General features: G+C 61.2%; 24 protein-coding genes. 12 read left to right on the top strand and 12 right to left on the bottom strand.

Translation table 11 applies throughout. The features are described 5' to 3' along the window. Positions 1-43: 43 nt before the first annotated feature. The 5 genes from rfbD to dusB are packed head-to-tail and all read right to left on the bottom strand — an operon-like array spanning position 44 to position 6,455. Positions 44-928 carry a dTDP-4-dehydrorhamnose reductase gene (gene rfbD, locus SynPROSU1_RS10465; RefSeq protein WP_186570456.1) on the bottom strand — a complete coding sequence of 295 codons (885 nt, stop codon included), beginning with the start codon at positions 926-928 and terminating at the stop codon, positions 44-46. After that, positions 925-1,515, bottom strand: a complete 591-nt coding sequence (rfbC, locus tag SynPROSU1_RS10460) for a dTDP-4-dehydrorhamnose 3,5-epimerase (RefSeq protein WP_186570455.1) — start codon at positions 1,513-1,515, stop codon at positions 925-927. Before rfbC ends, rfbD begins: the two co-directional genes overlap by 4 nt. Beyond that, positions 1,505-2,443 (bottom strand): glucose-1-phosphate thymidylyltransferase RfbA, encoded by a 939-nt coding sequence (rfbA, locus tag SynPROSU1_RS10455; RefSeq protein ID WP_186570454.1) that lies wholly within the window; start codon positions 2,441-2,443, stop codon positions 1,505-1,507. The genes rfbC and rfbA overlap by 11 nt, the downstream gene beginning before the upstream one ends. 8 nt (positions 2,444-2,451) lie before the next feature. Beyond that, positions 2,452-5,457 carry a rhamnan synthesis F family protein gene (locus SynPROSU1_RS10450; RefSeq protein WP_186570453.1) on the bottom strand — a complete coding sequence of 1,002 codons (3,006 nt, stop codon included), beginning with the start codon at positions 5,455-5,457 and terminating at the stop codon, positions 2,452-2,454. Then, positions 5,454-6,455 (bottom strand): tRNA dihydrouridine synthase DusB, encoded by a 1,002-nt coding sequence (dusB, locus tag SynPROSU1_RS10445; protein ID WP_186570452.1) that lies wholly within the window; start codon positions 6,453-6,455, stop codon positions 5,454-5,456. Before dusB ends, SynPROSU1_RS10450 begins: the two co-directional genes overlap by 4 nt. A gap of 6 nt (positions 6,456-6,461) precedes the next feature. On the opposite strand from dusB, the gene SynPROSU1_RS10440 reads away from it, so the two are divergent. Next, positions 6,462-6,929: a DUF1823 family protein gene (locus SynPROSU1_RS10440; protein WP_186570451.1), complete on the top strand. Its 468-nt coding sequence runs from the start codon at positions 6,462-6,464 to the stop codon at positions 6,927-6,929. 1 nt (position 6,930) lies between these two features. Here SynPROSU1_RS10440 and SynPROSU1_RS10435 read toward each other — a convergent pair whose 3' ends face one another. Further along, complete coding sequence (locus SynPROSU1_RS10435; protein WP_186570450.1) at positions 6,931-7,314, bottom strand: L,D-transpeptidase; 384 nt, start codon at positions 7,312-7,314, stop codon at positions 6,931-6,933. A 45-nt stretch (positions 7,315-7,359) separates the two neighbouring features. Further along, the gene (locus SynPROSU1_RS10430) at positions 7,360-9,363 is read right to left on the bottom strand and encodes a glycosyltransferase (protein WP_186570449.1); all 2,004 of its coding nucleotides are present in this window, start codon (positions 9,361-9,363) and stop codon (positions 7,360-7,362) included. A gap of 48 nt (positions 9,364-9,411) precedes the next feature. Between SynPROSU1_RS10430 and der the strand changes: the two genes are divergently transcribed. The 6 genes from der (at position 9,412) to proC (ending at position 14,112) form a co-directional block, all read left to right on the top strand. Next, a complete protein-coding gene (gene der / locus SynPROSU1_RS10425) occupies positions 9,412-10,779 on the top strand; it encodes a ribosome biogenesis GTPase Der (protein ID WP_186570448.1) in 1,368 nt (455 codons plus the stop codon). Positions 10,780-10,782: 3 nt separating this feature from the next. Continuing rightward, positions 10,783-11,691 carry an energy-coupling factor transporter transmembrane protein EcfT gene (locus SynPROSU1_RS10420; RefSeq protein ID WP_186570447.1) on the top strand — a complete coding sequence of 303 codons (909 nt, stop codon included), beginning with the start codon at positions 10,783-10,785 and terminating at the stop codon, positions 11,689-11,691. Positions 11,692-11,715: 24 nt separating this feature from the next. Then, the gene (locus SynPROSU1_RS10415) at positions 11,716-11,982 is read left to right on the top strand and encodes a PipX family protein (RefSeq protein ID WP_186570446.1); all 267 of its coding nucleotides are present in this window, start codon (positions 11,716-11,718) and stop codon (positions 11,980-11,982) included. Between the two features lie 4 nt (positions 11,983-11,986). Beyond that, on the top strand, positions 11,987-12,649 hold the full coding sequence (locus tag SynPROSU1_RS10410) for a YggS family pyridoxal phosphate-dependent enzyme (protein WP_255444640.1): 663 nt from the start codon (positions 11,987-11,989) through the stop codon (positions 12,647-12,649). Between the two features lie 75 nt (positions 12,650-12,724). Then, a complete protein-coding gene (locus tag SynPROSU1_RS10405) occupies positions 12,725-13,291 on the top strand; it encodes a cell division protein SepF (protein WP_186570444.1) in 567 nt (188 codons plus the stop codon). A gap of 44 nt (positions 13,292-13,335) precedes the next feature. After that, positions 13,336-14,112 (top strand): pyrroline-5-carboxylate reductase, encoded by a 777-nt coding sequence (gene proC, locus SynPROSU1_RS10400; RefSeq protein WP_370586283.1) that lies wholly within the window; start codon positions 13,336-13,338, stop codon positions 14,110-14,112. Here the strand turns inward: proC and cobI are convergent. Then, positions 14,109-14,819, bottom strand: coding sequence for a precorrin-2 C(20)-methyltransferase (gene cobI, locus SynPROSU1_RS10395; protein WP_186570442.1), 711 nt, complete (start codon positions 14,817-14,819; stop codon positions 14,109-14,111). The genes proC and cobI overlap by 4 nt on opposite strands. Positions 14,820-14,887: 68 nt before the next feature. Between cobI and SynPROSU1_RS10390 the strand changes: the two genes are divergently transcribed. The 5 genes from SynPROSU1_RS10390 to SynPROSU1_RS10370 all read left to right on the top strand — a co-directional run bounded on the left by SynPROSU1_RS10390 (position 14,888) and on the right by SynPROSU1_RS10370 (position 18,406). Further along, complete coding sequence (locus tag SynPROSU1_RS10390) at positions 14,888-15,448, top strand: acireductone dioxygenase (protein WP_186570441.1); 561 nt, start codon at positions 14,888-14,890, stop codon at positions 15,446-15,448. A gap of 15 nt (positions 15,449-15,463) precedes the next feature. Beyond that, positions 15,464-15,853, top strand: a complete 390-nt coding sequence (locus SynPROSU1_RS10385) for a hypothetical protein (RefSeq protein ID WP_255444638.1) — start codon at positions 15,464-15,466, stop codon at positions 15,851-15,853. 175 nt (positions 15,854-16,028) lie between these two features. Next, positions 16,029-16,514: a L,D-transpeptidase gene (locus SynPROSU1_RS10380; protein ID WP_255444637.1), complete on the top strand. Its 486-nt coding sequence runs from the start codon at positions 16,029-16,031 to the stop codon at positions 16,512-16,514. Beyond that, positions 16,515-17,033 (top strand): isoprenylcysteine carboxylmethyltransferase family protein, encoded by a 519-nt coding sequence (locus SynPROSU1_RS10375; protein ID WP_186570439.1) that lies wholly within the window; start codon positions 16,515-16,517, stop codon positions 17,031-17,033. Between the two features lie 509 nt (positions 17,034-17,542). Continuing rightward, entirely contained in the window at positions 17,543-18,406 is an 864-nt protein-coding gene (locus SynPROSU1_RS10370; RefSeq protein WP_186570438.1) for a hypothetical protein, read from the top strand. Positions 18,407-18,586: 180 nt separating this feature from the next. Here the strand turns inward: SynPROSU1_RS10370 and SynPROSU1_RS10365 are convergent, their stop codons facing one another. From SynPROSU1_RS10365 to SynPROSU1_RS10350, 4 genes are read right to left on the bottom strand one after another with little or no spacing between them, the layout of a single operon-like run. After that, entirely contained in the window at positions 18,587-19,756 is a 1,170-nt protein-coding gene (locus SynPROSU1_RS10365) for a glycosyltransferase family 4 protein (RefSeq protein WP_186570437.1), read from the bottom strand. Between the two features lie 32 nt (positions 19,757-19,788). Further along, entirely contained in the window at positions 19,789-21,168 is a 1,380-nt protein-coding gene (locus SynPROSU1_RS10360; RefSeq protein WP_186570436.1) for an MFS transporter, read from the bottom strand. A gap of 28 nt (positions 21,169-21,196) precedes the next feature. Then, positions 21,197-21,970, bottom strand: coding sequence for a DNA repair protein RecO (gene recO / locus SynPROSU1_RS10355; protein WP_186570435.1), 774 nt, complete (start codon positions 21,968-21,970; stop codon positions 21,197-21,199). After that, a complete protein-coding gene (locus tag SynPROSU1_RS10350; protein WP_186570434.1) occupies positions 21,971-22,651 on the bottom strand; it encodes a deoxyribose-phosphate aldolase in 681 nt (226 codons plus the stop codon). Position 22,652 lies beyond the last annotated feature (1 nt).

The raw sequence follows: 22,652 nt of genomic DNA, 5'->3' as shown, positions 1-22,652 counted from the left end.
GGAGAGGCGTTGTGGGGTGGTGGGTTGTGAACTCAGAGCAGATTCATTGGGTTTTGGCCTGCTGCAACACTTCCCTCAGGGCGTGCTGCCAATGCTGCCCGTTCAGTTGCAAGGCGGCTCTGGTGCCCGTGCAATCCAGAAGGGAATAGGCCGGGCGCTCTGCTGGCGTTGGGTAGTCCGCTGTTGTGATCGGTTGAACTTCAGCGGGCGTGTCGATGAGGCCTAACTCAGCCCCGATCCGGCCCACTGCCACCGCTACGTCGTACCAGCTGGCGGCCCCGGCGTCACTCCAGTGCATCACCGCCGGAAGCTCGCTCTTGTCAGCGATCTGGAGCGTTCTCCAACAGGCTTGAGCCAGGGTCAGGGTGCTGGTGGGACAGCCCACCTGATCGGCCACAACGCCCAGTTGATCCCGCTCGCGATGAAGGCGCAGCATGGTGAGGGCGAAGTTCTTGCCGACGGGCCCGATCACCCAGCTGGTGCGCAGGATCAACCCCCGGCGCTCCGTTCCGAAAACGCGTTGAATCGCCGCTTCTCCAGCAGCTTTGCTGGCGCCATAAACCCCGAGAGGTTCGCGGGCCTGCTCCGGTTGATAGGGCGTTCCCTGGGTTCCGTTGAAGACAAAGTCGGTGCTGATCTGCAGCAGGCGTCCCCCCTGTTGATCCAGCGCATGAGCAAAGGCTTCCGGTGCTCCGGCATTGACGGCATGGGCCAACTCGGGTTCCGACTCTGCTTTGTCGACGGCGGTGTAAGCCCCTGCATTCAGCACCCAGTCAGGCTGAAGCTGCCGCACGGCCGCACGGCAGGCCTCGGGGTTGGAGAGGTCGAGTTCCTTGCGGCTGGTGGCCACTAGATCGAGTTCCTCGGGGGCGGAGGCGATCAGGGCCTGTCCCAGTTGTCCGCCAGCTCCGGTGAGCAGAACTTTCACGGAAAGACATCTCCTGCGCTGGCTGCTGCTTGGAAGCCGGGAGCTTCGGCATCTTTGCCTGACAGGCTGACTTCCGCTCCCTCCAGCCGCTCAATCGGCCAGGCGATGGCCAGATCCGCATCGTTCCAGACGATGGCCCGCTCGCAGGATTTGTTCCAGAACCCCCGCGCCTTGTACTGCACTTCAGCAACGCTGCTGAGGGTAAGAAAGCCGTGGGCAAAACCTTCTGGAATCCACAGCTGGGCCTTGTTCTCAGCACTGAGTTCAGCGCCAACCCAGGCGCCGAAGGTGGGCGAGCCGCGCCGAATGTCGACGGCGACGTCGTAGATCGCTCCGGCAGTGGCACGCACCAACTTCGCCTGAGCTTCTGGGGCGAGCTGGTAGTGCAACCCCCGAAGCACACCCTGAATCGAGCGGGAGTGGTTGTCCTGGGAGAACAGCACGGATTCGCCCACGGCTTCATCGAACTTGCGCTGGTTCCAGCTTTCGTAGAACCAGCCCCGGTCATCGCCGAAGGCTGGGGGCGTGATCAGCAGGGGGCCCTGCAGAGTCGTGCCGGACGGGGTTGTCAGTTGGTCAAGCTGCATGTCTCACCTCCAGACTGTTTTGCAGTGCGGCGTGATCGCTCACGCTCTCCTCAAGCATCTGGAGGAGATAGGAGCCATAGCCACTCTTCTTCAAGGGCTGCGCCAGCTGATTGAGTTGCTCGGCAGTGATCCAGCCCTGGCGCCAGGCGACTTCCTCAGGGCATCCCACCTTGAGCCCTTGGCGATGTTCCAGGGTGCGGATGTAGCTGCCCGCATCGTTGAGGGAGTCGCAGGTGCCGGTGTCGAGCCAGGCCATGCCGCGGCCCATTAGCTCCACCCGCAACAGCCCCTCGTCCAGGTACATCTGATTGAGATCGGTGATCTCCAGCTCCCCTCGGGCTGAAGGCTTCACCTGGTGGGCCCGTTCGACCACGGAGTCGTCGTAGAAGTACAACCCCGTGACCGCATAGCGGCTCTTGGGCTGTTTGGGTTTTTCCTCCAGGCTCAGCACGCGGCCTTCGGCATCGAACTCGGCCACGCCGTACCGCTCAGGATCACTGACGGGATAGGCAAAGACCGTCGCCCCTTCGGCCTGTTTGTTGCTCTGCACCAATTGCGGCACCAGATCGTGCCCATGGAAGAGGTTGTCTCCCAACACCAGAGCAGCGGGGTGGCCCGCCAGGAAGTCGGCACCGATCAGAAAAGCCTGGGCCAATCCGTCCGGGCTCGGTTGCACGGCGTACTCGATCGTCATGCCCCAACGGCTGCCATCGCCGAGCAAGCGTTGGAAGGCCTCCTTGTCGTGGGGGGTGGTGATGATCAGCACCTCGCGGATTCCCGCCAGCATCAGGGTGCTGAGCGGGTAATAGATCATCGGCTTGTCGTAAACCGGCAACAGCTGTTTGCTGACGGCCTGGGTGATCGGATGCAGCCGCGTGCCGCTTCCGCCAGCAAGGATGATTCCCCGTCGCTTGGATGCGGTGCTCATCGGCTGGTTCACCGGCGTGAAGTCGGCGTTATTACAGCACGAGACCCCTTGCGCTCACTTCCGTTCAGTCGACGGTGAAGCCGTTGCCACAGCCGCTGCAACCCTGGTTTGGGTCGCAGTTGGCGCTTGATGCTCGCTGCCAGTTGAGGGTTGCGTTGGCCAATCACGTCTGGCCAGGTGTCGATGGGTTGTCGCGTCGGGTTGTCCCGCAGCAGGCTCACCTTGAGGAAGGGGAAGCCGCGTTGCTCAATCAAGTACTTCCAGTCGTAGTGCAGAACATTGCCGTTGGCGTTGTGGGTGTAGAGGCTCTCGAGCTTCAGCCCCGCTGCCCGCAACTGCACCGGCAGGCCCACTTCGCAATGTTTGACCAGGTCCCGTTTGCGGGGCCAGATCTGCAGGGCATCCCAGAAGCGGTTAAAGGCTGGGCACTGCAATGCCTTGGGCTTGTAGGCGGCGAAGGCCGACGAGAGATGGGGCTCGTACATCAGATCGTCCGTCAGCCCAATCACGTCCGCTGAACTGGTGTGAAGACGTTGGAATAGGTCGTCGAGGGGAGTAACCGGTCCCCAGAAGCTGTCGTTGGTGAGCACCAGGAATGCCGCCTGATCAATGTCCCGCCGATGCAGGGTCAGACCCGCCTTCCAACTGCCGAAGTCGTACCCCTGATTGCGTCGGATCACGATGGCGGCACAGCGTTGGCGCAGCTGGTGCAGCGTGCGCGGGTGCCTGCGCAGGCCGCTGGCCGATGACACAACGATCACATCCGCGAAGCGTTGGTATTCATCGATGAGGGGGAAGAGGTCGTCCCGGACGCGATTGTTGGATGAAAAGTGCGCCAGCAGAACGATTGGTCGTTGACGGCTGGGCTGGAAGTTGGGATTCCTCCAGTGCATCAGCACAGCGTTGGCAACCGGTCCTTTCGATTGCGGTGCCTGCTCCCGGGGTTGATAGCGATTGCTGTGGGGGTGAATGCACTGGCTCGTGAGGGGATCGCCCGTGGCAAACAGCGGGGCGTGCTTGGCCCGTAGAAGCCCCGACTCCCGTTGATGCCTGGCCAGAGCGGTGCCTTCGCGGTCTTTGCCGCGACTGATCGATTCGTGATGAACGATCTCCACAAAGGGGGTCACGGCGACCGAACCACCGCTCTGCCTGAGGCGCAGGCAGAGATCAACATCGTTGAACACCACGGCAAGATCTTCATCGAACCCTTGGATGCGATCGAAATCGCTGCAGCGGAGCATCAGGCAGGCCCCTGTCGCTGCGGTGAACTCCTCTTGCACCAGCAGGGGGGTGAGCGTGGCCAGCACAGGAGCACTGTGCAGGTGTTTGCCGGGCTCCACCACGCAGCGCCGTTCCCCCTTCACCAGCGCGACCCCTTGATGCTGGATGCTCCCGTCGGGGTAATGCAGCTTCGCGCCCACGGCTCTGGTGCCGCGGTACGCGAACGGGTCCAGCAGGGCCTGAAGCACCTCAGCTGATCGGAATTCGATGTCGTTGTTCAGCAGCAACAAATGGCTGCCACGGGTATGGCGTCGGCCGATGTTGTTGAGACGCGAATAGTTGAACGGTTCGTCCACCCGCACCACGCACACGTCGTCGAGCTGCGCTTGGTCGTTGAGCCAAGCCTGGGTGGCGGATTCCTCACTGCCGTTGTCGATCAAGATCAGCTCGTAGGCCACAGCGCCGGCAGAGCGGCGCAGGGAGGCGACGCAGCTTTGGGTGAGCTCGACCCGGTCGCGAAACGGGATCAGAACCGACACCAGAACAGTGGTGTCGGTGCGGAGCTGCAGCTGATGGCAGGCGCTCAGCGAATCAACGGGACTGAGATGCCCACCGGGCACCAGAAAGCTTGGGCTGTGTCTCTGGGTGATCGCCAGGATCTCAGCGCTGAGCTCAGGGCGCCAGCAATGGCGGTCGGCCGGCGAGGCCACGTCGGGCACGGTCGGGTTCGCCTGAATGGATCGCTGCAGCAACACCTCTGAACAGTGGGCGACGGCGTCGCCTCGTCGGCAAACCTGCAGCGCCAGATCCAGCAGCAGGGCATGGAGTGAACCGGTGGACGCCGGGAGCGTCAGCTGTCGCAGCGTGGACCAGCGGATCGTCACCAGGCCTCCGAGGCATCCCCGGCAGAGCAGACGAAACGGTGTGATCTCTGTTCGGTTCTGGCGGTTCCCTGCCGGAATGCCTGGGTCGTCGCTCCACTGCAGCGTCTCATCGCTGGTTAGAAAAACTGCTGCAGGGTGTTGCCCTGCACAGTGGGCGATGCGCAGGGCCGCCTGAGGATCCAGCTGATCACTGACATGGCAGAAGCTGATCAGGGTGTCGTCGTCAGGGGGCGGTGCTCCGATCCATCCAGAAAGATGTTCCAGTGAGGCGTGCTGGATCTGTCTCCATCCCTCTCTTGGTGGCTCGCGGCCCGCTTCGGCCTCCGCCTGTGTTGGGTGGAGAACCACCAAGATCGAAGCCGCTGAGGTGATGGGTCCGGTTGGTGCTGGGTCCGGGGCCGGGGGCTGATAGCGATCGAGATCCATGCCGAGGGGCAGTCCCCGCTGGAAGCGTTCGCGCCCGATGCCGGCCAAGTGCTCCAGAGCACTGAGAAAGCCCTGATGTGCGGCTGGTCGCAGCCCATCCCGGTAGGCCTGGAGGTGCACCGGCGGCAGATCCGCGAACAGGCTGCGCTGACCCAGGGCGATCTCGCGCAGGCGACCGCTACTCAGCAGCTGGTTGGCGGTAGCGAGATCCCTGTGTGATGCCAGAAGATCGACGGGATCCAGCCCGCTGTCTTCGGGGGCCCATTGGGATGCCTCGCGCAACAGGGCGATGGGCAGCAGAGATGGATCCAGCATCTCCTTCGGCAGCTGGGGCAGGTGCTGGCTGAGCTGCTGCTGCCAGCGCTGGATCTCTTCCACGCTGGCGAGGCCAGATTGCCAGCGCTGCCAGGCCTGGGCATCAAGCGTGGTGTTGTCCTTGCCGCTTGAAGGCTCCACGCCCTGACCGTCGGGGCGTCCAGTCAAGCGGACGCGGCAAGCGCATCGATCTGCTGATTCAGCAGGTCTCGGGCATGGGCGGGCGTGGGGGCCCGCATCAGGTCATGACGCAGTCGTGATGCTCCGGGGAAGCCCGTGCAGGTCCAGCCCATGTGTTTTCTGGCGATCAGCAGCCCATGGTCGCCGCGATCCTTCACCAGTCCGTCCAGTTGATCCCTCGCCAGCGCAAGCCGTGCTGTCGGGTTCGGCGTGGAGGGGATCGCACGACCAGTCAGTGCTGCATCGATTTGTCCCACAAGCCAGGGGGAACCCATGGTTCCTCGACCCACCATCACGCCCGCTGCGCCGGTCTGATTCAGGCAGCGCAGGGCATCTTCGGGGGTATTGATGTCGCCGTTCGCGATCAGGGGGATCGCGAGGACCTCACGGACTTGGGTGATGGCACTCCAGTCGGCAGCGCCTTTGAAACCCTGGTCGCGGGTGCGGCCATGCAGCGTGAGCAGTTGTGCTCCTGCCCCTTCCAGCTGCTGGCACCAGTGCACCGGATCAGCATCACTTCCACACCAACCCAGTCGAGTCTTCACTGTGACGGGCAACGCCACGGCATCCGCCACCGCTTCAACGATCCGGATGGCCAGTTCGGGATCACGGATCAACCCGGAGCCACCCCCCTTGCGGGCGATCTTCCGGACGGGACATCCCATATTGATATCGATCAGGAAGGCTCCACTCGCTTCGGCCCGCCGTGCCGCATCGGCCATGGCTTGGGGGCGATGGTCGAAAAGTTGCACACCGATGGGACCGGACTCTTCGACAAGTGATTCCACCTTGCCGCGACCATGCCCCATCTCGAGGCTGGTGGCATTCACCATTTCGGTGAACAGCAGGGCATCTGGAGCCCAGCGCCGCACCAGGCCACGAAACACCCGATCGCTTACCCCTGCCAACGGCGACTGCAGAACGCGGCACCGCAGCTGACGCGCGGTTCCGTTGCCGGGAAGCTGAAGGGGGGACAAAGCAATCATGGATCCATGCTGCACAACGCAATCGACATGCCCTGGCCGCTCAGTCGAATGTTGCTGTTGCAGATTCTCGAAGACCGCTGCAGCGATCGATTTGTTTGCGAAAGAATCTGGGAACGTCTGGGTTATCAGCCTGCCGAACCGCACTGGTGCGCCGGGCCCGACACGCCGCCGGATTGGGCGGAAGCTTTCCCGCGGGCTCCCGAGTTGATCGCCGAGCGGCCGGCCTCGGTTCGCTTGACCCGCTCGATTCCCAAGGAACACAAGCAGTTGCTGAAGCAACAGCTCAGCTTTGCGGGCTATCGGATCGGTGAGCTGTACCCCCGCCGCACCCGGCGAGCTACAGCGGTGAACTGGCTGTTGGCCTGGCTGGCGCAGCAGGAGGAGCCCCTGGCGGAGCAGGGGCCTTTAGGGCCGGAGCTTCCGACTCCAGTGGATCCGGTAGAGGGGCACCCCGGCGATTTGCCGGTGCGGTGACTCAGGCCTGAATGGTGATCGGCGTGCCCTTCGGGGTGTTGTGGAACAACCAGCGGGCGTGGGTCATCGGCATGCGCACGCAACCATGGCTGCGGGGGACACCGAAGGGTTGCCCGGCACTCTCCTGCCAGGGTGCTGCGTGGAGGCAGATGGCTTCGTTGGCACTCACGCACATCGTGTAAGGCACGCCTGGAACGGTGTAGGTGCGTCCGTACATCGTGGTGGAGCGGTACTTCGTAAAGACTTTGCTGTCGAAAATCGGTGTGGGCGTTGATGCTTTGCCGGTGCTGACAGGAATCACGCGGACCACTTCCTGTTGGCTGTTGTAAACCGTCAGGCGCTGGTCGGAGAGATCGACCACAAGGCTGGCGACGAGCTCGAGCATGGCGAGGGAACACACTGCACTCGCACTAGCTGTCTCAGTTGAGACTCATTTGTCTCGCCCGGAAAGAATTCCGGTTCCGCTGGCGATCGGCACCAGGCTGCGCTGCAGCGGTGCCGGAGGTGGATGTCCCAGCAGCGTGCGCTTCAGAAGCGCCAGCAGGGCGCGCCATTCCGGCGGCGCTTGGCGATCGACCCAGCAGTCCTGGCGTTGATAAAGCCAATGCTCAAGCGCCTCCCGCTCAGCGGGGGATGGGTCTTGCCAGGCGACGCAGATTCTGGATCCCTGCCGTGCCATCGGCCGAATCCGGAGATGCGTCGGTTGTCCGTCCCAGCGCAGTGATGTGTGGTCCCACGATAAAAATTCTGGGCCTGGTTGCAGCTCCAGTTCAGCGCCGTTTTCGCTGATTGCTGAGATCCGGCAGCTCATCGTTTTAGTTCCCCCATGGCTGATGGATCCCGTTGTCTGCACGGCAAACCAAGGTGTTGGATCCTCCTGCGGAGGATCCCAGCAGGCGCGCAGGGCAACCAGGGTGCCCAGCAGGTTGAGCCCGCCCCAAATGAGACCCAGACCCCAGCCCTCCGAACTCAGGCGGTCGGGGTTGCCCCACTCGCGGAGGATTCCCACCAGGTTGGCCGCATTGAGGCCAACCAAGATCAGCAGGGGCAGAGCCAGGGACCATGCCCAACCTCCCTGGAATTGCGGCTGGTGCTTTGGGGTGACGCGAAATCCTTTGGGCCGCAGTAGGAGCGTGCTTACCAGAGGCACCGTCATAACCCAGCCGGTGAGTTCACTGAGCAGAGCGGCTCGGCTGCCCCGGTTCAGCCATCCGATGCTGAGCAGCACGGTTCCCCACAGCGGCAGGAGCAGCTCAACCAGAGCTGTTGAGGAGATGTTGATCGGCACGATCCCCAACAGGCCGATGCTCAGGGGCATCAGCATCAGCAGGAGCCTGGGCAGGTTGTTGATCCAATGGATCACTCCTTCCAAATAGGCCAGGCGTACGCCCCAGCTGAGATTGCGGGCCCGCAGTGGCCCGTGGGGCAGCTGCAGGCTCTGCAGGGTCCCACGGGCCCAACGCTGGCGCTGGCGCACGAAATCCAGCATGCGTTCGGCGGCCAGTCCGGCGCTGAGTTTCTGCTGCAGGTAGATCAGGCGCCATCCTTGTTCCCGCAGGGCGATACCGGTGACGAAGTCTTCCGACAGGGCCTTGTTCGCAAAACCTCCAACCGATTCGAGGGCCTGACGTCGCACCAGAAATGAGGTGCCTGCGCAGACCACGGCACCCCAGCCATCGCGCACCGGTTCGATCCAGCGATAAAAGCTCTCTTCATCGGGCAGCAGCCAGCGTTCCATCGCCAGGTTGCGCATCACTGGATCGGCATTGATGCAGTGCTGGGGGGTCTGCACCAGTCCGACTTCAGGATCCATGAGCAGGCCGATCGTGGTTTCAAGGAACTGCGCCTGGGGGATGAAGTCAGCGTCGAAGACGGCGACCAGTTCTCCGTCGCTGATGCGCAGGCCGTCATTCAGATTGCCTGCTTTCGCGTTTGCCCGTTCCGGTCGGTGCCTGTAGCGGCATCCCAGGGAACGGGCAAGCTGCTTCACCTGTGCCCTTCCGCTGTCGTCCAGCACCCAAACGGTGGTGTTGGGGTAGGTCTGGCGGCGGCACGCTTTGAGGCTGCGTTCCAGCACTGCGGTCGGTTCGCCGTAGGTGGGAACGAGGATGTCCACGGCGGGGCGCCAGGGGCTGGCCAGCCAATCGTGCCGTTGCTGCAGAGCTTGCTCGCGTCGGTCGGGGTACACCCGCCATGCCAGCCAGAGCGGTACGAGGCCCGTCAGCAGCAACCAGCCTTCCGCCAGGAGCAGGACCAGGCTCATCAGTGCGGACAGGCTTGTGTCGAGGTTGAGACTGGCGGTGCAGCGCCAGTGCAGGTAGCGGACTGTCAGCAGGGTGACCAGCAGGATCAGGCTGCGCCGGGCCCAGATCGGTGATGCTTGTTCAGGGCGCCGCGTCAGCAGCAGAGGCCACAACAAAAGCAGCAGGCTCATGGACGTCAAGGCATCTCTGTAGGGTGAATGATTGGCCTGAACAGACCCTTGGCGCGTCCCGTCGTCGCAATTATCGGACGCCCCAATGTCGGTAAGTCGACCCTTGTGAACCGGTTGTGTCGCAGCCGAGAAGCCATCGTTCACGATGAGCCCGGTGTGACACGTGATCGCACCTACCAAGACGGGTATTGGGGCGATCGGGAATTCAAGGTCGTTGACACCGGTGGCCTGGTGTTCGATGACGACAGTGAATTCCTGCCGGAGATCCGGGAGCAAGCGGCTCTTGCGCTCGAAGAAGCCAGTGTTGCGCTGGTGATCGTGGATGGTCAGCAGGGGCTGACGGCAGCTGACGAATCCATTGCTGAATTTCTGCGCAGTCATCGCTGTCCCTCGCTTCTGGCGGTGAACAAGTGCGAGTCTCCGGAACAGGGTTTGGCCATGGCCGGCGAATTTTGGAGTCTCGGGCTGGGTGAACCCCATCCGATCTCGGCCATCCATGGGGCCGGCACCGGTGAGCTTTTGGATCAGGTGCTCACCTTTCTCCCACCCAAGGATCAGGAAGGTGAGGAAGAGGAACCGATTCAGATGGCCATCATCGGACGGCCGAATGTCGGAAAATCCAGTCTTTTAAATGCCATCTGCGGTGAGCAGCGGGCGATTGTTAGCCCGATTCGCGGCACCACGCGCGACACGATTGATACCAGCATCATTCGTGAGAATCGTCCCTGGCGTCTGGTGGACACTGCGGGCATTCGTCGTCGGCGCAGTGTGAATTACGGGCCGGAGTTTTTCGGGATCAACCGAAGTTTCAAGGCGATCGAACGCAGCGATGTCTGTGTGCTCGTGATCGATGCCCTGGATGGCGTGACCGAGCAGGATCAGCGCCTGGCTGGCCGCATTGAGGAAGACGGACGAGCCTGTGTGGTGGTTGTCAACAAATGGGATGCCGTGGAGAAGGACAGCCACACCATGACGGCGATGGAAAAGGAGCTGCGCTCCAAGCTCTATTTCCTTGATTGGGCTCCGATGCTGTTCACATCGGCCCTCACCGGCCAACGGGTGGACAGCATCTTTGCTCTGGCCGCTTTGGCGGTCGAACAGCACCGGCGCCGCGTTAGCACCTCCGTTGTGAATGAGGTGCTGAAGGAAGCCCTTAGCTGGCGCAGTCCACCTACTACCCGTGGAGGGCGTCAGGGCAAGTTGTATTACGGCACGCAGGTGGCCAGCCGCCCCCCCAGCTTCACCCTGTTCGTTAACGACCCCAAATTGTTTGGAGAGACCTACCGGCGCTATGTCGAGCGCCAGATCCGCGAGGGCCTGGGCTTCGATGGAAGCCCCTTGCGCCTCTTCTGGCGCGGTAAGCAACAGCGCGATGCTGAACGCGATTTGGCCCGACAACAGAGTCGTAAAGGCTGATCCATGGACTGGTTGCGCCAGGTCCCCATGGGCCAATACGTCGATGGCTCCAGTGGTTGGCTCAGGCGGTTGGACCCTCGTCTGAAGCTGGCCTGGTCCCTTGTTTTTTTACTCACCCCCGTTTTGGCGGGTCCCCTGTGGCGTGTGGCGCTGGTGATGGCGTTGGTGGTGATCACCCTTTGCAGTGGCCTGGCCCGATCGCTGTGGTGGCGGTCTGTCCTTCTGCTCACGGCGTTGGCGGTTGCGGTAGGTCTGTTGTCGATGCTGTTGCCGGCTGTTGATCCCCCTGCGGCCTTCCCCCTCCGCAATCCGGCCGAGCTTTCGGGGCTCGCAACGGAGGGGCCTTCCTGGGATCTGCTGCGCCTAGGCCCCTTGCAGTTGGGTGGTCTGAAGCTGGGGCCTCTGGTGGTGGATCGGGCCTCTGCGGTGCTGGGGCTGCGGACGTCGACCTTGATCTTCACCGTGATCCACAGTGTCAATCTGATGTTGATCACAACCCCCCCGGAGGATTTGGTCTGGGCCCTCAGTTGGTGTCTGGCTCCGTTGAAGTGGCTGGGGTGTCCTGTGGAGCGACTGGGGTTTCAGCTGTTGCTCGCGCTTCGTTTCCTGCCGCTCGTTCAGGAAGAACTCCAGAATCTCCTGCGATCTCTCGCCAGTCGTGCCGTCAATCTGCGCCAGCTGGGATTCAAGGCCGGCTTCGGACTGGTGCTGGCCGTTGGTGAGCGGCTGCTGGCCAACATCCTTCTGAGAGCTGAGCAGGGAGCGGATGCCCTGGTGGCCCGTGGTGGTCAGATTCTTGGCCCTTCATACTTCCGCATGGCTCCCGATCGTCCTGCACCACTGCTCAATGGCCTGGCAATTGCCATTCTTGTGTTGGTGATCGGGCTCCGGGGTCAGTACGGTGCCCTATGACCTCTGATCACGGCTGATCACGGCATGGCGTCCGAGCGATATCTCAATCACCCCACCTTCGGGATGCTCTATCGAGTGGCTCCGGCAGGCGAGGGTCGTGACGTTTACGCCACGTTGTATGCCCAGAGAATGTTCTTCCTGGTCACCCTGCAGCCCCGCGGTGCCCAGTTCGAAGTGATCCCCTACGGCGACGCGCGGCACCACGCCGAGGTCCATCTGAGCCGTTGCCGGCGGGATGGATCGCAGGAGCTGGCCTCCTGGACTCAGCTGTTCGATCAGACGTTCATTTGAACTCTTGACAGATTCACTCGCTGCGCGTTGGCAGGCGCTCCATATCGATCGTCCTCCCTCCGCCAGGCTTCTTGCCGTTAGCAAGGGTCATCCTGCATCGGCTGTGCGTTGCGTTGCCGAGCTTGGTCAGTGTGATTTCGGGGAAAGCCGCGTTCAGGAGGCTCTGCCCAAACAAAAGGAGCTGATCGATCTGCACTTGCATTGGCATTTCATCGGGCGCCTGCAGAGCAACAAAGTGCGGCCGGTGGTGAAGGCCTTTGATGTCATTCACTCTGTGGATTCCTTGTTGCTGGCCGAACGGGTGTCGCGCATCGCGTTGGAGGAGGCGCGGCGGCCCGACGTGCTGCTACAGGTGAAACTCCGAGCAGATCCCAGCAAGGGGGGGCTGTCTGCCGATGAACTCTGCGCCATCTGGTCGGATCTTCAAGCGTTGCCTGGCTTGCAGATTTCGGGTCTGATGACCATGGCTCCACTCGAAATGGGCTCCATGCAGCGCAGGGAGTTGTTTGCCGAGTGCCGTGCCCTGGCGGATCGGCTCAAGTTGGTGGAGTGCTCGATGGGGATGAGCACCGACTGGAAAGAGGCTGCAGATGCGGGCAGCACCTGGCTCAGAATCGGCTCCGCACTCTTCGGCCCGAGATTGCTGTCAACAGACTCGGCGAATTGACTTGCCCCGCAGCAGTGAAAACGGTATCCAGGGACATGGTTTTCGAACCACGTTCAGACCTAGAGGAATCCCAAGGTGTCGCTGATCTCCCGTCTCCGTGCTGTCGTCGCTGGCGACGACTACCTCGATGGCGAATTGGATGATTTCGCCTATGACGACGAGCAAGATGACCAAGACCAGCGCGCCATGCAGGCTGATGGCGGTGCCTTGGCAACCATTGGTGACACCAACCCCTTTGATCTAGGCAGTGACCTTCCTGGATCCAATGTGATCGGAATGCCTGGCATCAGCACCGCGGCGGCGGAAGTGAATGTGATGGAGCCCCGCAGCTTCGACGAAATGCCTCGGGCGATTCAGGCTCTGCGCGAGCGCAAGACGGTCATCCTCAATCTCACGATGATGGAGCCTGATCAGGCGCAGCGTGCTGTCGACTTCGTGGCCGGCGGCACCTTCGCGATTGATGGGCATCAAGAGCGCGTTGGCGAGAGTATTTTCCTGTTCGCCCCAAGTTGCGTCACCGTCACCAACACGGGTCAGGACGAGACCTCAGCTCCAACAGTGGTGAGCCGTGAAGCCGATGTTGCCGATGCTGGGGAAGCCTCCAGCGCCCCGTCGCCCGCTTGGGGAGCCGCTGCTCTCTGAATTTTCCTGTGCAGCCCGCTTTCGGTGTGATCGGCCTGGGCCGCATGGCTCAGGCCCTTGTGCTTCCTCTGCTTGAGAGTGGTCGGATTCCAGCTCATCAGCTGCTGGCCGTTGTTGGGGGGAGCGGCTCCCTGGAGCAACGCCGTTCGGCGTTGCCGGCTGGTGTCGGATTGGTGGCTGCCGACGATCCTTCAGCTCCCAAGGTTTGGACCGCACCGGTCCAGTTGCTTGCGGTTAAGCCGCAGCAACTGGATTCCGTTGCAGCAGCAGCTCCACCCGTCACGGGTCAGCCATTGCTGATCTCTGTGTTGGCGGGAGTGTCTTTGGCTCGCTTGCAACATCTGTTTCCTGGCCACCGTTGTGTGAGGGCGGTGCCGAATACACCCGCTCTGGTGGGAGCCGGTCTGACGGGTCTGGCCTGGGGTGAAGGGATCGCTCAAGAGCAACGGGACCAGGTGCTGCAGCTGTTCGCTGATGTGGGAGAAGTGCTCGAACTGGCTGAGGCCAAGCTTGATCCCTTTTTGGCCTTGACCTCCTCTGGTCCTGCCTTTGTGGCTTTGGTGGCGGAAGCCATGGCTGACGGTGCGGTGGCTGCCGGTCTTCCCAGGGATCTGGCGTTGCGTCTGAGCCACCGAACCCTGGCTGGAACGGCTGAGTTGCTGGACCGTCGTGATCTGCACCCTGCCCAGCTCAAGGACATGGTCACCTCGCCGGCGGGAACCACGATCGCCGGCGTCCGTGCCTTGGAACGCATCGGTCTGCGCTCCGCCTTAATCGAAGCCGTCATCGCGGCTGCCGAACGAAGTCGGGAGCTGGCTTAGGGCAACACCTCAGGCCATCCCTGACGAATGAGCAGTAGTGAGAAGTAGGGGCGCGGTTCGGCATCAACTGCATCCGCTGGACAGATGCGTTGTTCAGGCCAACCGACCCGCTCGGCAAACAGCGCTTGCTTCAGCAGGCTGCGTTGCTTCAGCAGGGGTTGCACCCAACTCCAGCGTCGCCCCAGCTTCAACAGGGCGAGCACTTGACCTGTGGTGGCGGCGGTGTTCAGAACCAGCTCCAATTCCTCAGAGGTGTCGGGGCAGGGGCGCACCAGCAGTTGATCCTGTTGGAGGGCAAGGGGCCAGAGGCCGGCAGCAGCTGCAGCGGAGCATGAGGTGATTCCCGGGATGACGGTGATGGGACAGTCGGGCCACTCTTGGCGAATGGCCAGCAGCACGTAGCTGCAGCTCGCAAACAGAGATGCATCTCCCTCGCAGAGCAGCGCCACCTGCTGGCCGGAACGGATTGCGTTTTGAAGTTGTTGCGCCGCCGATCCCCAGGCGGCACGACGTGGTTCGGCGGCGTCCACCATGGGGAACAACAGCGGCAGGCGCTGATGGTCGCTGCGGATCCAGGAGGCGGCGATTCGGGCGGCCATGCTGTCGCCCCCTGGGCGTCCGACCGGATACGCCACCACCTGCGCGCGGCGGATGGCCTCAACGGCGGCCAGAGTCAGTAGAGATGGATCGCCAGGGCCGACTCCCACCAGCGTGAGACCCCCAGTCGAGGTGGGATCGATGATGGTCAGCAGTCGATGCGCCCGGGGTCCAGACGATGAGTCGTCTCAGCATCTTTCCAGACGAAACCACATCAGAGCTAACGGATGGACTTGTTCCCGAGCTGGAGAGCTGTGATTCAGCTGTGATTCAGGCGGAGCTCAGTCGTCGTGGAATCGGTTTTGAGCAATGGCCCGCCCATCGGCACCTCCCTGAGGGCGCTGAAGCGGCCGCCATCCTCGAGGTTTATTCGGAAGCTATTGACCGAGTTCAGCGCGATGGCGGCTACGCCACGGTCGATGCGATTCGGATGACCCCGGATCACCCCGATCGCGAGACGCTTCGCCAGAAGTTCCTGGAGGAGCACACCCACGCTGAAGACGAGGTGCGCTTTTTTGTGGAAGGGTGCGGCTTGTTTGTCTTGCACATCGGTTCCGAGGTGCTCAGCATGCTGTGTGAAAGGGGCGACCTGATTCGCGTTCCAGCAGGGACCCGTCACTGGTTTGACATGGGCCAGCGCCCTCGGTTCTGTGCAGTCCGTTGGTTCAATAACCCTGAGGGATGGGTGGCTCAGTACACCGGCAGCAGCATCGCCCAGCGTTTTCCCAGGCTTGACTGAGTGGGTTTTCCAGAGATGCTGATGGGCTTTCAACGCACCCTTGCTGCACTGCTGCTGGGGCTGCCTCTGGCATCAGCATCGGCTGTTGTCGCTGAGGATGCACCGCTAGCTCCCGAGGTTCAACGGCGGGTCGCTGTGGTGGTGTTGGCCCGCAGGATTCGGGGTTACGCCGCAATGGCCAAGGCCAGCAGCGACTGCCTCGTGGAGAAGGGACGTCTTCAGCGCAGCCAGGCCGACCAAGCCCTAGCCAACACGCTTGAAGAGTTGGGCATCAGCCGGGGCGTGCTGGTGAACCCTCTCGTGGTGGCTGTGAGTCCACGCCTGCAGCGCCTGCTGGACGACAGCTGTGCTCTGGGCCCCGGTCAGGAGGCTGAAGCCCTACAGCTGGCCGAAAACGAACTCTGATCTCTTCTCGTGGTGGGTCTCAGAGGGGGACAGTGAGATGGCTGGCTTTTATTTCCTCGGCGAATAAAAACCGCCCATAGGGTTCCGCCCTCTTTGTCTGACTGCTGTGGTCGTTCGGTCTTGTCTCGCCTTGAATCTGCTGGCGCTGTTGTCTGTGCCCTGTTCTGCGGCTGAGATGGATCTCGCCTCGGCCTCGACCTCCCCCTCCACCTCTCCATTGACCGGCGAGTCAGTCCTGGTGCTGAACCGCACCATGCGATCGCTTTCACGCACGGGCGATCCCATCTGGAGTCTTCGCTTGGAAACCCCTGGCAAGCCCGTTGAGGATTTTGATGCCGTTAGCGGTCGCGCCCACCGTCAGAACGCTGACCGCCATCGTTCCGGCACCCGTGCGCCGCTTCCTGCCGGTCGCTACAGCCTTGGACCGGTTGAAGCCTTGGGTCCTGCTGATCCAAGCGAGCTCGGGCCGATCTGGATCGGGATTGAACCGCAGTTCCCGACAGGACGAGGACATCTGGGCATTCATCTCGATCCGAGCGCTAACCGCAATGCCAACAGCGGCACGTTGGGCTGTGTGGGTTTGATTCGTTGGGAGGACATGCAGTCCCTGGCGGGTCTTGTGCAGCGCCGTAACGTCCGAACATTGGTGGTGAGCGAGTGAATGTTCTCGGATTGGGGCTTTAGTTGGGGCGGCTGGTTGGACAACCGCCGGGGTGAGTGGTGGCTGCTGGCCCAGCTGCTACTGATCACGGCCCATCTGCTTCCTGTCTGGCCATCTCCGGCCAGTTTTGGTGTGCCGATTTGGCCCTTGCCCTTGTTTGGAGTGGGCCTGTTGATGCTGGCTTTCGGTCTGTTTCGGGCCGTTGAGGCGTTTCGCTGCCTTGGGGCCAGCCTCTCTCCGCTTCCGGCACCCAAGCCTTCGAATCAGCTGATCGCCACCGGCTCCTATGCCATCTGTCGGCATCCGCTGTACCGGGCCGTGTTGCTTTGTTCAGCAGGTGTTGTCCTTGCCACGGCCAGCCTGCTTCATCTTTTGCTCTTGCTCAGTTTGGCGGTGGTCCTGCGAGGGAAAGCCCGCTTTGAGGAGAAGGGTTTACGGGCGGTGCATCCGAATTACTCGCAGTACGCCGCCGCCACTCCGGCGATAGTGGGCTGGGTTCCTGGTCTGGACTGGCGCTGATTGTCAGGTCTGTCGAGCTTGCTTGGGGTTGTTGGCTCGCACCGAGTCAAGTTTTGAATCGAGCCTGAGGAATGGGGCTGTCGCCATGGCTTGCAAGTGTTGTGTAGGTATGGGATGCCTCTGGTTGAACATGTTGTGAAAGTAAGGACGAATAGTGTCGTATCTATCGGATATGTGATGGCTTTTGTGCAGGTCAAGATGACTCATCTTGACCTGCATTTTTGATGAGATGGTTCCTGAAATTATCTTTATTTGGGTCGAAGGCTTGAAGAAGTTCTGTGGCTATTCTATGGAGAGATTGGAGAGCCGCTCCTTTCGATGAGTCAGTCGCTGTCTCGGTTTGTAGCTCCGATCCTTTGGGGAACTTCTCAGGCTGGAAGTACCCTCCTGCTCGCTTCGAGTGCGTGGATGGTTAGCGGGTTGACGAGTTCACCCTTCCTGAATGGGTTGCTCCCGGCTGTTGATGCTCTGCCGGCTCTGATGAATCTTGGCTTCCGGAAGAGTGGTTATTGGCTTCAGCTTCTTGGGGTCTCTTTGCTGCTGATTTGTTCGTTTTTTATGGTCAAAGTCAAATTGCAAAAATTGCATTAATAATCTCAAGCTTCTTGACCATTTTTATGCATGGGATTGGCCAAGAAGTTTCAATTGTCCCTCTCCAGAAAAGCATTATGGCCAGTAGTGGTGTCAGTATAAGGCGGTTGCAGATCGGTCAAGAGATAGGTGTTCTGCTTGGGAATTTAATGACTGCCAATCTCTTTCCGGCGGTTCGTCAGTTCATACCTGCTTTGGCTTTGATGTTACCTATGGCTCATTTTTTGCATCGCTCCAGTCAGGCTTCAGGCGTCCAGGAATCATCCACTCCTGTGAAAAAGAAGCCTGAATCAAATTCTTTGTGTTTGATGCAGGGCGTGGTTCTTGGTTCTCTGTTTGGCATGTTGGCGTTGTGGGTGAGAGAGATTGACGGTGGAAAGTGTTTTGATTTTGCAATGGTTTTAGTTGCTTATGCTGTTGGTCGATCGCTGGTCGCATTTGTTCCAAAAATGCAGGCGTCACTGCGTTACACGCTCATATTTTTTCTGTTGGTGTTGATTGAGCTGATCCCGATCCCCTTTATCTCAATCTTGATGTTTTCAGTGATAGGAGCTCTGGTTGGTGCATCTGACTTTTCACTTGTTGAAAGACTTGAATCTTTTGGTGATCTGCCCTCCCGATGGCAGGTGCTGCAGAATTCAAGCGCTTTAGGTGGCTTGGTTGGCAGTATTGTGTTGGGAATTATTTGTAAAGTCTTGGGCCTGAATGTTGCGCTCTTTGCTGTTTGTTTTGGCTTTGTTGTGTTGGCATTTGCAGTCTCTCGAAAGAGCTTGATGGCATGAAGCTGTGATTCTCTTAAGTGTTTTGATTTTAAATATATGGATAGTTTTGTGTCTTCGGGGCGATCTTCTTTTGGGTTTTTCTCTGACTTGTCTCTGGCGGGCTCTTGGTCTGATGTTCTGTCGTTTTGGTGATCAGTCGGGTGATCTTTTCGCTCTGACGAAGTGTTCCCAATGATGTCTTCAGGCGGCAACTGTGCTGGTCAGCATGAGATCTGCGTAGAGCTGTTCGAGGGCATCGATGTTGCGTGAAATCGTGTAGCGCTCCAAGGCGCGCACGCGGGCTTTTCTGCCCAGTTCCGCCGTCAGCACCGGTTGGTCTCTGAGCACGGGGAGCAGCGTGCGCAATTGAGTCGTGACGCCCTGCGTGCTCAGCACGATCCCCGCCCCCTGCTCCAGCACTTCTCCGTCCGCACCAGCATCGGTGGCAACACAGGCTGTTCCGCTGGCCATCGCCTCCAGCAAAGCCAGCGACAGTCCCTCCACAAGGCTCGGGAGGATAAAGACCTCTGCGCACTGGAGTAGGGCAACCCGGGTGTCCTGGTCAGGTTCATGGCCCCACCAGAGGATTCCATCGTCGTTGAACTGGTTCATCAGGCTGTTGCGAAGAGGGCCGTCGCCGACGATCACCAGTCGACAGCCCTCCGGTGCGACAAGGCGCCAGGCCCGCAGCAGAGCCTCGACGTTCTTTTCCGTCGCCAGTCGCCCCATGTAGAGCACGATTCGCTCTCGACCCAGGCGCTGTCGAACCTGTTGATGCCTCAACGAAAGGGTGCCTGGGGTCGTGGGGCACCAGCGGTCGGTATCCACACCATTGGGAATCACAGTTAGACGGTCTGCAGGAACGCCAAGGCGCTCCAGAAAATCCGCCTGGAGCTGCGAAAACACGATCACCCTGTCGTAGCGAGCCAAGGCCGGCGCATACAGCTGGTAGCTGAGCTGCTGGGTTCCGGCCGTCAGGTTGCGCAGGCCCGCATCAAAGGGGGGGTGAAAGGTGGCGACAAGGGGGACGCCCAGCTGCTGGCAGAGCTCCGGCAGGCGAAAATCCAGAGGCGACAGGGTGAGGCTGGCGTGCACCAGATCGGGTTGCAGCCGTTCGAGTGATTCCCTCAGCTCCCGTTGTGCTCCAGGGGAGGGAATCGTATAAACCTGCGATTTGACCAGATAAGGAAGGCTGACGTCAGGGTCGTTGGCCAGCAGTGACGTGTTGTCGCGCTCAGGGCTGCGCGGGTTGTCGAAATGGATGAAGTGCACCTGATGTCCGCGACGCCGCAGCGCTTCGGTGGTGCTGATCCCGTAGGACACATTCCCGCAGAAGGGGGACTTCTTGCCGAGCCAGGCAATCTGCGCCAAGCGGGTTAGGCCTCTTCATGCGAACCGGCAAGTTAGCAGCGTTGCCATGGTCGTTCGATCAAAGCCGCCACCAGCGCCAAACCAGCCAGCAGCAACAGGACCGGTTGCAGGCCAATGCTGCTCACCAGGGTTCCTGCCAGAACGAGCGGCAGACTCAAAGCGATGTTGATCAGGTTGTTCTGGAGTCCAAACACTCGTCCCCGCTCTGTTTCGGGTGTTTCCTCCTGAATGGTGGTCTGAGCAGGAATCGCCACCAGAGCTGCTCCAATTCCGAGAATGCCGCAGAGGCTCAGGGTGAAGGTCAGAGACCCTCGTAGTTGGCTGAGCAGCACCAACGTCCAGGTAATGGTTCCGAGGCCGGTCGCTGTGAGTCGACGACGGCTGAACCGATGCCCCAGCTGAGCAATCAAGACGGCTCCGATTGCCATTCCCAGACCGCTCATGGCCAGGAGTGCTCCAAACCCAGAGGGGCCCAGGTTGTCGATCAGAGCAGCGAGCTGAAGCGCGAGCACGTACAACGCCGCCAACAGGCTGTAGAGCAGCACCAGATGAATCATGGCGCCGCGCACGGAGGGAACCCGTCGCAGCACCTGGAACCCTTCACCGATCTCCGTCCACACCGAGGAGTTGGATGCGGGTTTGCGGGCTTCCTGAAGTTTCAGGCGCGACAGGCTGAGGGCCGCAAGGCCATAACAGAGAGGAAGCAGTAGAAATTCGCCGCCATCGAAGCCGAGGGACGCCAGGCCGCTGTGCAACGCACGAAGAATTGGTTCGCCAAGGGCGAAGCCCAGGATCGTGGCTCCCATGCTGGTGGCCTGATATAGGGAGTTGGCAGCCAGAAGGTGTTCCCCAGGCACCACGACCGGAATGGTGGCCTGTTCTGAGGGGGCGAAGAACTGGGTCAGGATCGATTCAAGGAAGGTCATTCCCACAAGGCCCCAGTAGCCCCAGGGGAGACCGAGCCAAATGGGGCCTGGGAGCAGGCAGATCGGTGCGAACACCACCAACAGGGCACGGATGGCATTACTGGCCACCATCACCCGACGCTTGGGCCAGCGGTCAGCCCAGACCCCTGCCACCGTCCCCAGCAGCATGGCCGGAATGGTGTTGGCCACAAAAATCCCTGTGGCCAACAAAGTGATCACCTGGGTGCGTGTGCTGATGTCCAGGCCGTAATCCGACGCCATCTCCGCCAGCACGCCACTTCCCTGACCCTTCAGCAGCAGGTGCTGATCGATCAGGAAGACCATCAGCACGATGTAAAACTTGTCTGCCAGCTGGGAAAAGATCTGGCCCAGCCACAGCTTGCGGAAATCGTTGAGGCGCAGCACGGCTTCTAAGCCTCGCTTTCCCTCGGGATTGCTGCCGGTGGGCAGAGCGGGTTCAGGGGTGGTGAGGCTGGGTCCGCTCAAGGGGCATTTGCATCGCGGCCATGATGGCTCACGTTCCTTCCAGCAGTGTCTCCTGCAGCATGGCGAGTGCTTTGCAGCGGCGGTTGAGATGCGTCCGGCTCCAAATGTCGACGACCTTGAGCAGTCGGCGCCACACCGCCGGGGGACCCATCAGCTGACCGTCACGGCGTCGCGGCAGATCGGCACGGAGCAGCCGCTGGAGCAGGGCCAATTCAGAGGGATTGAGCTGGATGGCCGCACCAGGTTGCTCGTCGATGGCAAAGCCGTCCTGCGGTAGCAGGCTGCAGCGCCAGCCCCATTCACCCAGCGGTGGTTCCAGGGGCTCGCCCGTCATGCAGCAGGTCTGGAGCGGCAATCCATAACCGCCCAGGGTGAGCAGATGGATGCAAGCCTGGACCGTGCCGGCCAGCACTAGCTCCGGTTCGGTCCCATGCTCCTCCAGACGTTCCAGGTGCAGTTGCACCGTGGCCAGCAATCCCTCGACGGGGTCCTGTGAGGCCAGCTGAAGGCAAAGATCACACAGGGCCTGCGCCGCAGCCAGGGTTTCCAGTTGCTGTCCGAGGCCGGAGAAACTCCGCAGCACCCGCAATTGGCGCACCCGGGCCAGACCGCTGCGACCTCCCACCTGAAGTTCCAACAGCGTGAGAGGTGCTGCAGCGGCCAGACTGCTTTTGGGTCGGCGCGCTCCAGGAACGGCGAAGCGGCTGACGCCCTCGGCATCGCTGAGCAGGCTCAGGAGACGGTCATGCTCGCCCAGGGGGCCCACTTTGAGAGCGAGTCCTGTGAGGCGTCGTTCTGCCATTTAGGCAGCTGGCCGGCGTTGGGCCTGAAGCAGTGCTGGGGCGCTGCTGGTACCCAGCAGATCGGCCCCCGCCAACAGCAGCTCCCCTGCGTGGCTGAGGCTGTGAATGCCCCCTGCCGCTTTGATCGCGCAGCGTTTTCGGCTCAGTTGCTTCAACTGACGGATCTGGTCGGGATGACATGCCGGACCAAAGCCATTGCCAGTTTGAAGGCCTGCAGCGCCAGCATCAATCGCGGCCTCCACGGCTAACTCCAGTTGTTCCGTTTCCAGACGTGCCATATCCAAGATGACCCGCATCGGAAGTCCCAGGTCACAGAGAGCTGAGAGTTCTTCTGCATACGCTCCTGAATCGCCGTTCGCCAAGGCACTGAAGTCCGGCACGACATCAAGCTCTTGCGCGCCATGGGCAGCACACCACTCCGCTTCGGCCAGCTTCAGATCGGCGGGAATCGCACCGAACGGGAAGCCGATGGCAGCCACCAGACGCGGACCTGATTTGGTGCCCCCGACTCGATCTCGAAGCAGTGGCAACTGCCGCGGTGTGGTGCAGATGGCACGTACGCCCTCTTGCACCCCGGAGTCACAGAGAGCCTGAAGTTGGTCCTGGGTCAGCAACGGATCCAGGATTGCTTGATCAAGCCTTGGAGGTAGGTCGGGAAGCTCTTGGGCTTGATCAGCCATG

It is taken from the genome of Synechococcus sp. PROS-U-1, assembly GCF_014279755.1.
Lineage (GTDB): Bacteria > Cyanobacteriota > Cyanobacteriia > PCC-6307 > Cyanobiaceae > Parasynechococcus.
Note: the sequence above shows the minus strand (reverse complement) of the source record. Positions and strands in the feature narration are given on the sequence as shown.

Bases quoted from the DNA above. Each gene is read 5' to 3' on its own strand.
- rfbC (WP_186570455.1), bottom strand. From the start codon at position 1,515: ATGCAGCTTGACCAACTGACAACCCCGTCCGGCACGACTCTGCAGGGC.
- SynPROSU1_RS10415 (WP_186570446.1), top strand. From the start codon at position 11,716: ATGGCGTCCGAGCGATATCTCAATCACCCCACCTTCGGGATGCTCTAT.
- proC (WP_370586283.1), top strand. From the start codon at position 13,336: ATGGCTCAGGCCCTTGTGCTTCCTCTGCTTGAGAGTGGTCGGATTCCA.
- SynPROSU1_RS10350 (WP_186570434.1), bottom strand. From the start codon at position 22,651: ATGGCTGATCAAGCCCAAGAGCTTCCCGACCTACCTCCAAGGCTTGAT.
- SynPROSU1_RS10390 (WP_186570441.1), top strand. From the start codon at position 14,888: ATGAGTCGTCTCAGCATCTTTCCAGACGAAACCACATCAGAGCTAACG.
- SynPROSU1_RS10380 (WP_255444637.1), top strand. From the start codon at position 16,029: ATGGATCTCGCCTCGGCCTCGACCTCCCCCTCCACCTCTCCATTGACC.
- SynPROSU1_RS10375 (WP_186570439.1), top strand. From the start codon at position 16,515: ATGTTCTCGGATTGGGGCTTTAGTTGGGGCGGCTGGTTGGACAACCGC.
- rfbA (WP_186570454.1), bottom strand. From the start codon at position 2,443: ATGAGCACCGCATCCAAGCGACGGGGAATCATCCTTGCTGGCGGAAGC.
- SynPROSU1_RS10440 (WP_186570451.1), top strand. From the start codon at position 6,462: ATGCTGCACAACGCAATCGACATGCCCTGGCCGCTCAGTCGAATGTTG.
- SynPROSU1_RS10420 (WP_186570447.1), top strand. From the start codon at position 10,783: ATGGACTGGTTGCGCCAGGTCCCCATGGGCCAATACGTCGATGGCTCC.
- dusB (WP_186570452.1), bottom strand. From the start codon at position 6,455: ATGATTGCTTTGTCCCCCCTTCAGCTTCCCGGCAACGGAACCGCGCGT.
- SynPROSU1_RS10435 (WP_186570450.1), bottom strand. From the start codon at position 7,314: ATGCTCGAGCTCGTCGCCAGCCTTGTGGTCGATCTCTCCGACCAGCGC.
- SynPROSU1_RS10430 (WP_186570449.1), bottom strand. From the start codon at position 9,363: ATGAGCCTGCTGCTTTTGTTGTGGCCTCTGCTGCTGACGCGGCGCCCT.
- recO (WP_186570435.1), bottom strand. From the start codon at position 21,970: ATGGCAGAACGACGCCTCACAGGACTCGCTCTCAAAGTGGGCCCCCTG.
- SynPROSU1_RS10385 (WP_255444638.1), top strand. From the start codon at position 15,464: ATGCTGATGGGCTTTCAACGCACCCTTGCTGCACTGCTGCTGGGGCTG.